Genomic DNA, 12994 nt, shown 5'->3' with positions numbered 1-12994 from the left:
GCGGATGCGATGGGGCCCGGCCGCAGTGGGTTCCTCGGGCCACGCCGGGGTTTCCGTTCTCACGAGCCGGCGCTCCGGGCGCAGCACCAAGACAGCCACATCCGCGCGCGAAGATCCAGCGTTCGACCGAGAAACCGCACAGCTCACGGCGAACGCGTCCTGAGCGGTGATTCCGCGGCCGTAGGTCGATGCGCCGCGACCGGTTGATGGAGGCCGTCGGGCTGCCTTGCGAGCCGCTGTCGGCCCTGTGTCGGCCGTCCTCGAACCGCGCGATGCGGGACCGTTCCTCCGGCTTCGGTCAGGCCGCTTGGACGTAGGTCGAGGTGGAGAGCAGGTCCGCGAGCCGCGCGGCACTCTGTGGGCTGATCGTCGTCGTGAAACCCGCGCATACGCGCTGGAGAGCCGCGTCCCTCGCCGAGTCCACCTTCTGACGGCCGGCGCGGGCTGACTCGGGGGCGATGACGGGCTGGATGACGGCGGGTTCGGCCTGGTGTCGGGGCATGGACGTCCTCGGGCAGCATTCGGTCGCCGATCCGCCGGCGTGTGATGCCGCCGGCAGGTCGACTGGGGGGATCCATGCTCCGGAAAATCCCCGGTTTCCCTAACCGGGGATCGTCGGCTATGTTGCGCCCTTCATCGCCTGGTCGGCGGGGTGAATTCCACCGACTTGCCCCGCTACAGCGGGTTCTGCTCGACGCTGATCCGGTCCCAGTCCATGTACCGGCCGAACTTCTTCGGCTCGTCGATGACAATCCCGGAGAAGAGGAACCGCAGCACCGCGTTGCGCCGCTCGTCCGTCATGTCCTCGGCGTCCCAGGCGGTCCGCGCGCCCGCGCCCGTGAGGCCATCCAGGAGCACCATCGGGCGGACGACGACCTTGCGTTGGGCCTTGGCGATGCGGTCGGTGATCTCCTTGCGCATCTTGCGGTACTCGGCCGTGGAGATCTCCTTCGCGGTCCACATCTGGTTCAGCTCGTCGAGCTGGCGCTGGTCGCCCTCCAGCTCCTCAGCCACGCTCTCGGAGAGGTTGCTGCTGGCGAGCCGGCCGTCCACCCGCAGCTTGCCGAGCAGCTCGATCGCGGCGTCCACGACGAAGTCCTCCAGCGTCTGGGCCATGATCGACCGAGTGCACTTCTTCTCGTCGTTCCGGCCCCGGCGGTTGCACTGGTAGACCGGCCCGGTCCCCTTGGGGTTGCCGGACATCAGCGTCCCGCACCGTCCGCACATCACCAGACCGCGCAGCAGGTAGTAGCGCTGCGCGGGCTTGCTGAGCGCCTCCCGGTGCACCGCCGACCGGTACTCGCGCCGCGTCCGCGCCTCCGCCCACACGCCCGCGTCGATGATCGCGGGCCAGGTGCCCGGGCCGATCTCCTCGCCCTGGTGCATGCGGATTCCGGCGACGTGCCGGGAGTCGAGCAGCGCGCGCACGGTGCCGCCGGTCCACGCCTTGCCGCCAGCCGTGCGGATGCCCCGGCTGTGCAGGTCCTTCGCGATCGGCGCCGGACCCTCCCCCTTCAGGTAGCGGTCGAACACCTCCCGGACGATCTCGGCCTCCTCCTCGACGATCGTCATGCCGTCCTTGGCGTAACCGAACCGCCTCACGCCGCCCTGCGGCTTGCCCTCCCGCGCCCGGTCCTGCATCGCGGACTTCAGCCGCCGCGAGGTGTCGTCCGAGGAGCGGCAGGCGTGCGCGACCTCGATGCGGAGGATGAAGCGGTCGTCGGGGTCGGCGAGGTCACGACGGTTCGCCTCGCCGTGAAGGGTGATCGCGTGGTCGTCGGAGACCTGGAGCAGCTCCTCCAGGTCCCGGGGCTGCCGCATGAGCCGGTCGGGGTGGTAGGCGATGATGTGCCGGAAGCCACGGCTCCGGGCCTCGTCCAGCAGGCGGTCCCAGCCGGGCCGCTTCCGCTTGCGGCTCCAAGCCGAGCGGCTGTTGTCGACGAAGACGTGGGCGGGGTCGATGACCAGGCCCCGGCGCTCGGCGATCTCGCGGCAGATGCGCTCCTGGCGGTCGACGCCGGTCTGGTCGTCGTCGCCCGCCTGGGATATGCGGCAGTAGACCGCCGCCGGCTCACCGGCGACGCTGGTGCTGGGGTTGCCCCTGGTGGGCTTGTTGCGCGACACGCGAATGAGTGTACGAACGAGGAGTCGGCTGGGTCACCGCGAGCCCCGCGCTGGTGAGCGCCGTCCGTTCCGCCAAGCAGTTCCTGACCTATGTCTCGGGCGGCCCCCTCCAGTACGCGGTCGCGGACGCCCTGCGGCTGCCCGGCACCTACTTCGACGGCCTGCGCGCCGATCTCGGGGCCAAGCGGGACCTCTTGTGCGCGGGCCTGGCCGAGGCGGGTTTCGGGGTGTACCGGCCCGCGGGGACGTACTTCGTCACCACCGACATCCGCCCGCTGGGCGGTACGCGGGACGCCGTGGAGTTCTGCCGGGAGCTGCCGGAGCGGTGCGGGGTGGTCGCCGTCCCGAACGCGGTGTTCTACGACCACCGGGACCAGGGCGCGCCCTTCGTCCGCTTCGCCTTCTGCAAGCGCACGGAGGTGCTGGAGGAGGCGGTCGCCCGGCTGAAGGGGCTCACCGCCGCCTGACTCCGCCCAGGGCCCCGCCCCGGAAACGGCGCGCCCGGCGTCCCGCCCCCGGAACGCGGCGGGCCCGGCCGGGGGTGGTGGCCGTGGGAGGCCACCGCTGCCCGGCCGGGCCCGGCGGTGAGGTGTCCGGCTCAGGCCTCCGGGGCCTGCTCGGTGCCCTCGGCCCCGGTCTTCTCCTCGGCCTTCTTCTCCGCGGGCTCCAGGCCCAGACGCTCCACGAGCCACTTGTCGAACTCGATGGAGGCGCGCACCCAGCTGACCGTGGAGGAGACGAAGTGCTCCAGGCTGACGCCGGTGCCGATGAGCATCTGCGCCTCACCGATCAGCCGGACGGAGCCGTCCGCGCCGTCCTCGCCCTCGTGGGTGTGCGTGTAGACCTTGGGCCACAGGGTGCGGCGGTTCCAGTCGTCGACGGCGTCCAGGAGCACGGGCCGCTGGTCCGCGGCGTGGGGGCGGTCGTAGAACGTACGCACCGAGAAGACCTGCTGCTCCGCCTCGCCGCGGAACATGAAGTACGTGCGGAACTCCTCCCACGGCGCGGCGAGGTCGCCCTCGTCGTCGACGACGTACTTCAGCTCCATCTGCTCGAGAAGCTGCTTGACGAGGTCCTGGTCCGGGACGACCGGGCCCTCGGGTCCTGTCGGCTGCGGCTCGCGCTGGCCCCCGAAGTTGGGAATCGAGGACGGGTCGATAGACATCGCTGGGTACTCCTGTGGATCGCTCGTGGGTTTCCTGCTCCCGACCCTAGCCGCCATCGGCGCCGGGTAGTCCTACGCTCTCAGGGGAATCGTCCCCGCATCGGTTCCGCGCGCCCGTGCCCAGGCGACGGCGACGAGCACCGCGCAGAGGCTGCCCAGCAGGCCCGCGCCGCCGATCGTGGCCGCGGACGAGCCGGACAGCTCCGCGGCCAGACCGCCCGAGGCCACGCCGATGCCCTGCATGGCGGTCAGCCCCGACCGGGCCAGTCCCAGGGCCTGCCCGCGCTGGCCGGCCGGGGTGAGCATGACGAAGGTCGCTCCGGCGGTGATCTGGTAGGCGGAGAACACACCCGACACCACCAGCAGGAGCACCGCCCCACCGACGCCGGGGCCCGCCCAGTACAGCAGCAGCGGCGCGTTCGCTCCGACGGCCAGCGGCCCGAGCATCCGCCGGCGCCACGCGTCCTGGACACCCGTACGGCCCAGCAGAGCGGCCCCCAGCACCATCCCCGCGGGGTGGGCGGCGAGCAGCAGGCCCACCGAGGCCGGTCCGCCGCCCGCCTCCTCGGCGAACGGCGCGGCGAGCCCTTCCGGCAGCACGATGAACCCGGCCAGCCAGCCGAGCGCGACCAGCGACCGCAGGCGCCGGTCCGACCAGATCAGGGCGACGGCGCTGCCGATCTGGGTGCGCACCCGCTTCTGCCCGGCGGTACCGCCCTCGACGGGACGCGCCTTCACCCCGAGACGGATCAGGACGGCCGAGAGCAGGAAGGTCAGCGCGTTCAGCCCGAGGGAGGCGTGGCTGCCGAGCCACACGACGACCACACCGCCGCCGGCGAAACCCGCGAGCTGTCCGGCCTGATGCGTGATCAGCATGGCGCGCTGCCCGCGTTCGTACCGCTTGCCGAGCACCGTCGGCAGGAGGGCGCCCTGGGCGGCGCCGAAGGGCGCCTCGGCCAGCTGCGCCAGGACCAGCAGCCCGGCCAGCAGGGGCAGCGGGGTGCCGGGCAGGGCCATCAGTCCGACGAGGACGGCGCGCACCAGGTCGCACCCGATCATGACGGTGCGCCGCGGGAACCGGTCGGCGAGGCCGGTGAGGAGCACTCCGGACAGCAGGGCGGGCAGCGTGGTCAGCGCGTAGGTCGCCGCGGTCCAGCCGGCCGACTCGGTGCGCTCGAAGACGAGCAGCGAGAGCGCCACCCGGGCCAGCTGGTCGCCGAGGACCGACTGGACGTAGGCCGTCCACAGAGTACGGAATTCGCCGAGGCGAATGAGATTGTCGCTTCCGCGTTCCTTCGACTCCGGCTCCGGGGTTATCTCGTCAGGCGTCCGATCCGTCATGCGCGCACCTTACCGGCTGCCGAATTCCGGCTATACCCTCCGAGCGCCCCTTAAAAAGAAGTCCAGAGTGTCCCGATATTGCGGAGAAGCCGGTTTATCAGATGCCCTGCGGTCCTCCGGCAGCCGAGCGCACAGGTATGTATCGCTTCGATACAAATGAGGGGAACGCCGCGCACCGCACCTGCCATTCAGCCACGGACCGGAAATATTCGGCTCAAATTCGCGGGCGCCCGCACCAGGTGTCCCGCATGCGATGAGTGTCCTGTGCATGAATCAATGCGGTCCCGCGTCCCCGCGCACGGCGGTGCCCCCGGCCGGGACGGCGGGCGTCCCGGCCGGGGGCACTGGGTGCCGCGGCCCTCAGAGGGTCTTCGCCGTGCTCGGCGGCCCCACGGTGAGCCCGTCACCGCCGCGGTCCACCCGCACGGTGTCCCCGTCCCTGATCTCGCCCGCCAGGATCTCCTTGGCGAGCCGGTCACCGATCGCGGTCTGGATCAGCCGGCGCAGCGGCCGGGCGCCGTACGCCGGGTCGTTGCCCTCCTCGGCCAGCCAGGCCAGCGCCTCGGGGGTGACGTCCAGGCTGATCCTGCGGTCGGCGAGCCGGGCCGCGAGGCGGCCGATCTGGAGACCGGCGATGTGGGACAGTTCCTCCCCGGAGAGCGCGGAGAAGACGACCAGGTCGTCCAGCCGGTTCAGGAACTCCGGCTTGAAGGAGGCCCTCACGACCTCCAGCACCTGCTCCTTCTTCACCTCGGGCTCGGTCAGGGGGTCCACCAGGAACTGGCTGCCGAGGTTCGACGTCAGGACCAGGATGGTGTTGCGGAAGTCCACCGTCCGGCCCTGTCCGTCGGTGAGCCGGCCGTCGTCGAGGACCTGGAGCAGGATGTCGAAGACCTCGGGGTGGGCCTTCTCCACCTCGTCCAGCAGGACCACGCTGTACGGGCGCCGCCGGACCGACTCGGTGAGCTGGCCGCCCTCCTCGTAGCCGACGTAGCCGGGCGGGGCGCCGACGAGGCGGGCGACGCTGTGCTTCTCGCTGTACTCGCTCATGTCGATGCGGATCATGGCCCGCTCGTCGTCGAAGAGGAAGTCGGCGAGCGCCTTGGCCAGTTCGGTCTTGCCGACCCCGGTCGGCCCCAGGAAGAGGAACGACCCGGTCGGCCGGTCCGGGTCGGCGATCCCGGCCCGGGTACGGCGGACGGCGTCGGAGACGGCGCGTACGGCCTCGGTCTGGCCGATCAGCCGGCGGCCCAGCTCCGACTCCATGCGCAGCAGTTTCTGCGTCTCGCCCTCCAGGAGCCGGCCGGCGGGGATGCCCGTCCACGCCCCGACGACGTCGGCGATGTCGTCCGGGCCGACCTCCTCCTTGACCATGGTGTCCCCGGCGGCCTCCTGCTCGGCCTCGTCCGCCTCGGCCAGCTCGCGCTCCAGGCCGGGGATCTCCCCGTACAGCAGCTTGGAGGCGGTGTCGAAGTCGCCGTCGCGCTGGGCGCGCTCGGCCTGGCCGCGCAGGTCGTCGAGGCGCTCCTTGAGCTCACCGACGCGGTTGAGGCCCTGCTTCTCCTTCTCCCAGCGGGCGGTGAGACCGCGCAGCTCCTCCTCCTTGTCGGCGAGGTCGCGGCGGATCTTCTCCAGGCGCTGCTTGGAGCCCTCGTCGGTCTCGTTCCGCAGGGCCAGCTCCTCCATGTGCAGCCGGTCCACACTGCGCTGGAGCTCGTCGATCTCCAGCGGTGAGGAGTCGATCTCCATGCGCAGCCGGGAGGCCGCCTCGTCGACCAGGTCGATGGCCTTGTCGGGAAGGAAGCGGGAGGTGATGTAGCGGTCCGAGAGGGTCGCGGCGGCCACCAGCGAGGAGTCGGCGATCTGGACCTTGTGGTGGGCCTCGTAGCGGCCCTTCAGGCCGCGCAGGATCGCGATGGTGTCCTCGACGGACGGTTCGGCGACCAGGACCTGCTGGAAGCGGCGCTCCAGGGCCGGGTCCTTCTCGATGCGCTCGCGGTACTCGTCCAGCGTGGTGGCGCCGACCATGCGGAGTTCACCGCGGGCGAGCATCGGCTTGAGCATGTTGCCGGCGTCCATCGCGGAGTCGCCGCCGGCGCCCGCGCCGACGACGGTGTGCAGCTCGTCGATGAAGGTGATGACCTGGCCGTCGCTCTCCTTGATCTCGGAGAGGACGGTCTTGAGGCGCTCCTCGAACTCACCCCGGTACTTGGCGCCCGCGACCATGGCGCCGAGGTCCAGGGAGACCAGCCGCTTGTTCCGCAGCGACTCGGGGACGTCGCCCTTGACGATGCGCTGGGCGAGGCCCTCCACGACGGCCGTCTTGCCGACGCCGGGCTCGCCGATGAGCACGGGGTTGTTCTTGGTGCGCCGCGAGAGCACCTGCACCACACGGCGGATCTCCTGGTCACGGCCGATGACCGGGTCCAGCTTGCCCTCGCGGGCGGCGGCCGTGAAGTCGGTGCCGAACTTCTCCAGTGCCTTGTACTGACCCTCGGGGTCGGGAGTGGTCACCCGGCGCCCTCCCCTGCTCTTCTCGAACGCGTCCAGCAGCTTCTTCGCGCCGGCGCCCTGGCTCTGAAGGATCTCACCGGCCCGGCCGCCCTTCGCCGCGACGGCGATCAGCAGGTGCTCGGTGGAGAGGTAGTCGTCGCCGAGCTCCTTGGCGCGCTGGTCGGCGTCGGCGAGGACGGCGAGCAGGTCGCGGCTGGGCTGCGGGGGCGCGACGGTGGACCCGGTGACGCTGGGCAGCGAGCCCAGGAACCGCTCGGTCTCCTCGCGCACGGCCACCTGGTCCGCCTCGACGGCGGCCAGCAGGTCGGTGATGTTGGCGTTGTCCTCACCCGCGAGCAGCGCCAGCAGCAGATGCCCCGGGGTCAGGTCCGGGTGGCCGTCCTTGACGGCCCTGGCGGTGGCCGCGTTGAGGGCGTCCCGGCTCTTGTTGGTCAGCTCGGCGTCCACGGGCGCTGTCTCCTCCTCGTACGGGGAACGGGTGATCGGGAACTATGACTCAAGCAACGTGTACAAAGTTGAGTCTATTCCACTCAAGGACGAAACACCGCCTCCCTCCGCTCCCGGGATCCCCTCTCTCTAGGCTGGCCCCATGCCTGACGTACGCAACCCCGGCTCCGCCTACCTGGCCTTCTGGCGTGAGCGCCATGTGTGCACGCTGACCACGCTCCGCCCTGACGGGACACCGCACGTGGTGCCGGTGGGCGTGACCTACGACCCGGACACCCTGACCGCCCGCGTCATCACCGGCGGGAGGAGCCGGAAGGTCGCCCATGTCCGGGCGGCCGGCCCCGAGGGGGCGCGGGTGGCGGTCTGCCAGATGCAGGGACGCCGCTGGGCGACCCTGGAGGGCCGCGCGGTGATCCGCACGGAGCCCGAGGAGGTCGAGGAGGCGGTACGCCGTTACGCGGCCCGCTACGAGCGCACACCGGCGCACAATCCCGAGCGGGTGGTCATCGAGATCGCCGTGGACCGGGCGCTCGGCAGGGGCTGACCCTGTTCCGGGCAGCACAACGGCGCCATCGTGTTCAGGTCACGATGGCGCCGCTGTGTGGGGGAAGCGCCTGAACGACATGGAACGACGGGGGAATCGTTCAGGCGCTGCGGGGGGTGGCGGAAATGGTCTCTGGTTCGAACAGCTCGTGGTCCCGCTGGTCGAGGTTGACGAAGATCATGCCGTACCTCACGGCACAGCGGACGGGCTGCGGCGCTCCGCGGGGGCGCCGGAGGCAGCGGTAGGCGCGGATGTCGTCCTCCGCCTCCATCACGACGAGGACCGGCTCCCCGAACAGGGTGACCATCAACGAATCGCCCTGGCGGGTCAGTGCCGTGAGCAGATCGATGAAGTGCCACCCTGACCGGTAGGCCGTGGCCATCTCCCGTCGGAAGGTGCGGTCGTCCGGAGGGGTGGTCATGCGGCCGCGCCGGCCGGGGCGGACCAGGCGATGTCACCGGGCGCGGCACCCCAGGCGATGTCGGAGGGCGCGGCGGCCTGCACGGACCACGCGATGTCGCCGGACTTGCTGCCCCAGGCGATGTCACCCTGCTTGGCACCCCACGCGATGTCACCCGTCGGCGTCGCCCAGGCGATGTCGCCCGGAGTGCCGCCCCACGCGATGTCCCCCGGAGCCGCCGCCTGGATGTTCCAGGCGATGTCGCCCGCCGCCGGCGCGGCTTCGTCGTTCCAGGCGATGTCGCCACCGCCCGCCACCGCGAAGCCCAGGGCTGCAACGAACGAGGCGGCAAGCGCCGAGCGAAGCATTCGCTTATACATAGTCGGCTTCGTCCTCACTTGTGGATTCTTCTCCCCCGCACTGAAGACGATGTCTCACCTGGGCACTCCAACACCACCGAGTCGATGCATCATGTTCCTGCATGTTCAGGAACCTGGGGGGTGGAGATATGACCGAAAACTATACAAAGCCGACACATCCTCACGGGATCACCGAACTGTGCGAGGAGGGAGGCCGCCTCTACGCGGGAGCGCTGCGGTCCGGGCGCATCACCCGCGCCGAGGTCGCGTCGGCTCCGTGCCTGATCGACTTCGCCCTGCTGCACCCCGATCCCGACGATCCGGAATGGCTGCGTCCCGTCCCGCCGTCCGCCGCGCTGGCGAAGCACCTGCACCCCCTCGAACGCGAGATCCAGGAACGCCGGCGCCGCTCGGTCCAGCTCACCGAGTCCTTCGAGCCCTTCATGGACATCAGTGCCCAGGATCCGCCGACCACCCACGCCATCACGGTCCTCGAAGGCGCCAACCGGATCAACGCGGCCCTGGACCTCGCCACGGCGGAGTGCCGAAGCGAGGTCCTCACGGTGCAGCCCGGCGGCGGCCGGAGCGAGGACCGCCTCAGCGAGGCCCTGGAGCGGGGCCTCTCGGTCGTGGACCGCGGGGTACGCATCCGCACGCTCTACCAGCACACCGCGCGGCACAGCCCCAGCACGCTCGCGTACGCGGAACGCATCGCGGACGAGAACGTGGAGATCCGCACACTCGAGGAACTGATAGAACGGCTGATCATCTTCGATCGCACGGTCGCCTTCATACCCGCGACCGACGACCGGCAAATAGCCCTGGAACTCCGCCATTCAGGGCTCGTCGAATATCTCGCGAAGGTATTCGAGCAACTCTGGGCCAGGGCCGCTCCGCTGCTCGAGGAGATCAAATACACCCCGACCACCCTCGGTATCAGCGGAGTTCAGCGTTCCATAGCCCAACTGCTCGTCGAGGGACATGTCGACGATTCCATCGCCCGCCGCCTCGGCATGAATGTACGCACCTGCCGCGCACACGTCGCCAAACTCAATGCCGCGCTCGGCAGCAACAGCCGGGCCCAACTCGGTTACCTGATCGCGCAGTCAGGAATCCTGGAGCGGGACTGACCCGGGCCGTCGGGCACGGCGGGGCGGGCCCGGACGTCCTGGCGCCACCGCCCCGCGGTGGCGGACGCCCTCGGTCCGCACGTCCACCCTCCCCCCGCCGTTAGGCTTCCGCCACCGTCATCTTGTTGCAGTGCCAGAAGTGGGGGGTCCCCAAATCGACATGGTCGCGGCAAACCCTGCCCATCCGCACGGGAACCGAGAGCTCTGCGACGAGGCGATCCGCCTGTACGAGCAGGCGCTGCGCGCCGGACGCGTCCCGCGCGCCGACCTCTCCTCCGCTCCGTGCCTGCTGGAGATGGCCCTCGTCCACCCCGATCCGGCCGACTCCGCGTGGCTCCGCCCCGTCCCCCCGTCCGCGGCCCTGGCGCATCTGCTGCAGCCGATCACCCGGGAGATAGACGAGCGCATCCGGCTCACCGCGGCCCTGACCGGCGCCCTGGCACCGCTGTCCACGGTCGCCCGCGAGGACCCCAACTTCGCGATCACCGTGCTGGAGGGCCGGCCGCTGATCGTCTCCGTGCTCCGGGAGGCCTCCGCACGCGCCAGGGACGAGGTCCTGACCGCGCAGCCCGGCGGCAACCGGCTCACCCACAATCTGGTGCAGGGGCTGGAGAACGCCCGGTCCGCCCTCGCGGGCGGCGCCCGGATGCGCCACCTCTACCAGCACCCCGCCCGCTACAGCCCGGGGCTGCGGGACTACGTGGCGCAGATCCCGGCCGGCCGCCTCCAGGTGCGGACGGTGGAGCAGACCGTCGACCGCCTGATCATCTTCGACCGCGAGGTGGCCTACATCCCGGCCGCGCCCGGTGACGAGGTGGCCCTGGAGATCCGGCACCCGGCGCTGGTCCGCTATCTCACCCGGGTCTACGAGGTCCTCTGGGAACAGGCCACCCCGTACACCCAGCAGCTCCCCGCGTCGGCCCCGGGCGCCCCGGTGACCGCGGTCCAGCAGAGCATCGCCCGCCTCCTCGTCGAGGGGCACGTCGACGACGTGGTGGCCCGGAAGCTGGGCATCAGCGTGCGCACCTGCCGCGCGCACATCTCCAAGCTGATGCAGACCCTCGGCGCCCACAGCCGCACCCACCTGGGGGCGCTCCTCGTGCGGTCGGGCATCGCCGACGCGGGCTCCAGGGGGGCGGGGCAGGCGACCACGCAGGAACCCGCCCCCGGGGCGTGAGCCCCGAAGGCGGGCACGGACGGCCGTGAGCGCGTCCCACGGGCCGCTGTCCGGCCTCCGCGAGCCGGACCGGCCCCTGGTCCGGGGCGCTCAGTCCTTGGGCCGCTTGGGACGCCAGACCACCAGCGCGCTCGTCTGCTGGGCGCTCTGGTAGGGCACCAGGTCCCGCCGGTAGGAGGCGTGCACCTGGGCCTCGCGCTGCTGCATGGCCACGGCCGCGCCGTCCACCGCCGCCGAGAGCTCGGCGACGCGCTGCTGGAGGGCCGCGACCTGGTTCTCCAGCTCGATGATGCGCTTGATGCCCGCCAGGTTGATCCCCTCGTCCTGCGACAGCTGCTGCACCGTGCGCAGCAGTTCGATGTCGCGGGCCGAGTAGCGCCGGCCACGCCCGGCCGTACGGTCGGGCGAGACCAGGCCGAGGCGGTCGTACTGCCGCAGCGTCTGCGGGTGCAGGCCCGAGAGCTGGGCCGCGATCGAGATCACGTACACGGGTGAGTCGTCGGTCAGCTGGTACGGGTTACGTCGGCGGCCGTCCATCTCAAGCTCCCTTCGCGGCCTGGAACAGCTCCGCCCGCGGGTCCTCCCCCGCGGTCGCCTCGCGGTAGGCCTCCAGCGCGTCCTGTGCGTCGGCACCGAGGTCCCTGGGGACGGCCACCTCGACCGTGACGAGCAGGTCGCCCCGGGTGCCGTCCTTGCGTACGGCGCCCTTGCCGCGGGCCCGCATCGTACGCCCGTTCGGCGTGCCGGCGGGGAGTTTCAGGGTGACGGGCGGTCCGCCCAGTGTCGGGACCTTCACCTCGCCGCCGAGCGCCGCCTCCACGAAGGTGACGGGCACGGTGACGGTGAGGTTGTCGCCCTTGCGGCCGAAGACGGGGTGGGCGTCGACGTGGACGACGACGTAGAGGTCGCCGGCCGGGCCGCCGCGCTCGCCCGGGCTGCCCTTGCCGCGCAGCCGGATCCGCTGGCCGTCGAGCACCCCGGCGGGGATCCTGACCTGCATGGTGCGGGCCGACTTCGCCCGGCCGCTCCCCTTGCAGACGTCGCAGGGGTCCTGGGCGATGAGGCCCCGGCCCTTGCAGTCCACACAGGGGTCGGTGAGCGAGAAGCCGCCGCCGGTGCCGCGGGACACCTGGCCGGTACCGACACAGGTCGGGCAGACCCTGGGGGTGCCGTTCTTGTCGCCGGTGCCCGAACATGCCTTGCAGGGCGCCTGGCTGGACATCCGGAGCGGGACCGTGGCCCCGTCGACCGCCTCGGTGAAGCTGAGCGTCACCTCGGACTCGATGTCCTGTCCCCGGCGCGGCTGGACACGGGTGCCCCCGCCGCCTCGGTTGAACAGGCCGCCGAAGACGTCGCCCAGACCGCCGCCGCCGAACCCGCCGGCACTGCCCTGGCCGCCGCCCGGCGCGCCGCCCCCGAAGAGGTCGCCCAGGTCGAAGTTGAAGTTGCCGCCCGCGCCGCCGGGACCCGCCCGGAAGCCTCCGCTGCCGAAGAGGGCGCGCGCCTCGTCGTACTCCTTGCGCTTCTTGGGGTCACCGAGGATGTCGTTGGCCTCGGAGATCTCCTTGAAGCGCTCCTCCGCCTTCGCGTCCCCCTTGTTGGCGTCCGGGTGGTACTCGCGGGCGAGCTTCCGGTACGCCTTCTTCACCTCGGCGTCGGTGGCGTCCTTGGGGACGCCGAGGACCTTGTAGTAGTCCTTCTCGACGAAGTCCTTCGTGCTCATCGACGTCCCTCCTCCCGGACGATCGGCCGTGCGGCCGGCCCCGTGGCCGGCCGCACGCCCCGTCGGTGTG

Annotated in this window: 12 protein-coding genes and 1 pseudogene; 4 read left to right on the top strand and 9 right to left on the bottom strand. The window is 71.3% G+C overall.

Features of this window, described 5'->3' with window-relative positions:
* Nucleotides 1–298 precede the first annotated feature (298 nt).
* On the bottom strand, nt 299–502 hold the full coding sequence (locus CP967_RS17955) for a hypothetical protein (RefSeq protein ID WP_150488945.1): 204 nt from the start codon (nt 500–502) through the stop codon (nt 299–301).
* A gap of 173 nt (nt 503–675) precedes the next feature.
* Nucleotides 676–2124: a recombinase family protein gene (locus CP967_RS17950; RefSeq protein WP_150488944.1), complete on the bottom strand. Its 1449-nt coding sequence runs from the start codon at nt 2122–2124 to the stop codon at nt 676–678.
* 23 nt (nt 2125–2147) lie between these two features.
* Between CP967_RS17950 and CP967_RS17945 the strand changes: the two are divergent.
* Nucleotides 2148–2591: pseudogene (locus CP967_RS17945) on the top strand (aminotransferase class I/II-fold pyridoxal phosphate-dependent enzyme); the annotation flags it as partial.
* A 131-nt stretch (nt 2592–2722) separates the two neighbouring features.
* On the opposite strand, the gene CP967_RS17940 reads toward CP967_RS17945, so the two are convergent.
* From CP967_RS17940 to clpB, 3 genes are all read right to left on the bottom strand, one after another.
* Nucleotides 2723–3289, bottom strand: coding sequence for a YbjN domain-containing protein (locus tag CP967_RS17940; protein ID WP_150488943.1), 567 nt, complete (start codon nt 3287–3289; stop codon nt 2723–2725).
* 72 nt (nt 3290–3361) lie between these two features.
* The gene (locus CP967_RS17935; protein ID WP_150488942.1) at nt 3362–4630 is read right to left on the bottom strand and encodes an MFS transporter; all 1269 of its coding nucleotides are present in this window, start codon (nt 4628–4630) and stop codon (nt 3362–3364) included.
* Nucleotides 4631–4990: 360 nt separating this feature from the next.
* A complete protein-coding gene (gene clpB / locus CP967_RS17930) occupies nt 4991–7591 on the bottom strand; it encodes an ATP-dependent chaperone ClpB (protein ID WP_150488941.1) in 2601 nt (866 codons plus the stop codon).
* Between the two features lie 142 nt (nt 7592–7733).
* On the opposite strand from clpB, the gene CP967_RS17925 reads away from it, so the two are divergent.
* A complete protein-coding gene (locus tag CP967_RS17925) occupies nt 7734–8135 on the top strand; it encodes a pyridoxamine 5'-phosphate oxidase family protein (RefSeq protein WP_150488940.1) in 402 nt (133 codons plus the stop codon).
* 100 nt (nt 8136–8235) lie between these two features.
* Here the strand turns inward: CP967_RS17925 and CP967_RS17920 are convergent, their stop codons facing one another.
* Nucleotides 8236–8556: a Rieske (2Fe-2S) protein gene (locus CP967_RS17920; RefSeq protein ID WP_150488939.1), complete on the bottom strand. Its 321-nt coding sequence runs from the start codon at nt 8554–8556 to the stop codon at nt 8236–8238.
* A complete protein-coding gene (locus tag CP967_RS17915) occupies nt 8553–8903 on the bottom strand; it encodes a 5'-nucleotidase (RefSeq protein ID WP_229888494.1) in 351 nt (116 codons plus the stop codon). Before CP967_RS17915 ends, CP967_RS17920 begins: the two co-directional genes overlap by 4 nt.
* Nucleotides 8904–9043: 140 nt before the next feature.
* Here CP967_RS17915 and CP967_RS17910 point away from each other — a divergent pair, with 140 nt between their 5' ends.
* A complete protein-coding gene (locus CP967_RS17910; protein WP_229888495.1) occupies nt 9044–10024 on the top strand; it encodes a helix-turn-helix transcriptional regulator in 981 nt (326 codons plus the stop codon).
* 160 nt (nt 10025–10184) lie between these two features.
* Nucleotides 10185–11201: a LuxR C-terminal-related transcriptional regulator gene (locus tag CP967_RS17905; protein WP_150491910.1), complete on the top strand. Its 1017-nt coding sequence runs from the start codon at nt 10185–10187 to the stop codon at nt 11199–11201.
* A gap of 90 nt (nt 11202–11291) precedes the next feature.
* On the opposite strand, the gene CP967_RS17900 is transcribed toward CP967_RS17905, so the two are convergent.
* Nucleotides 11292–11738, bottom strand: a complete 447-nt coding sequence (locus CP967_RS17900) for a heat shock protein transcriptional repressor HspR (RefSeq protein WP_150488937.1) — start codon at nt 11736–11738, stop codon at nt 11292–11294.
* A gap of 1 nt (nt 11739) precedes the next feature.
* On the bottom strand, nt 11740–12924 hold the full coding sequence (dnaJ, locus tag CP967_RS17895) for a molecular chaperone DnaJ (protein WP_150488936.1): 1185 nt from the start codon (nt 12922–12924) through the stop codon (nt 11740–11742).
* Nucleotides 12925–12994: the final 70 nt, after the last annotated feature.

It is taken from the genome of Streptomyces nitrosporeus (genome assembly GCF_008704555.1).
GTDB classification, from domain to species: domain Bacteria; phylum Actinomycetota; class Actinomycetes; order Streptomycetales; family Streptomycetaceae; genus Streptomyces; species Streptomyces nitrosporeus.
This window is presented reverse-complemented; position numbering and strand designations above follow the sequence as displayed.

What these genes read in the sequence shown, in the direction of transcription:
- CP967_RS17940 (WP_150488943.1), bottom strand. Translation starts at nt 3,289, where the DNA reads ATGTCTATCGACCCGTCCTCGATTCCCAACTTCGGGGGCCAGCGCGAG.
- CP967_RS17955 (WP_150488945.1), bottom strand. Translation starts at nt 502, where the DNA reads ATGCCCCGACACCAGGCCGAACCCGCCGTCATCCAGCCCGTCATCGCC.
- CP967_RS17935 (WP_150488942.1), bottom strand. Translation starts at nt 4,630, where the DNA reads ATGACGGATCGGACGCCTGACGAGATAACCCCGGAGCCGGAGTCGAAG.
- CP967_RS17915 (WP_229888494.1), bottom strand. Translation starts at nt 8,903, where the DNA reads ATGCTTCGCTCGGCGCTTGCCGCCTCGTTCGTTGCAGCCCTGGGCTTC.
- dnaJ (WP_150488936.1), bottom strand. Translation starts at nt 12,924, where the DNA reads ATGAGCACGAAGGACTTCGTCGAGAAGGACTACTACAAGGTCCTCGGC.
- CP967_RS17925 (WP_150488940.1), top strand. Translation starts at nt 7,734, where the DNA reads ATGCCTGACGTACGCAACCCCGGCTCCGCCTACCTGGCCTTCTGGCGT.
- CP967_RS17905 (WP_150491910.1), top strand. Translation starts at nt 10,185, where the DNA reads ATGGTCGCGGCAAACCCTGCCCATCCGCACGGGAACCGAGAGCTCTGC.
- CP967_RS17910 (WP_229888495.1), top strand. Translation starts at nt 9,044, where the DNA reads ATGACCGAAAACTATACAAAGCCGACACATCCTCACGGGATCACCGAA.
- CP967_RS17900 (WP_150488937.1), bottom strand. Translation starts at nt 11,738, where the DNA reads ATGGACGGCCGCCGACGTAACCCGTACCAGCTGACCGACGACTCACCC.
- CP967_RS17920 (WP_150488939.1), bottom strand. Translation starts at nt 8,556, where the DNA reads ATGACCACCCCTCCGGACGACCGCACCTTCCGACGGGAGATGGCCACG.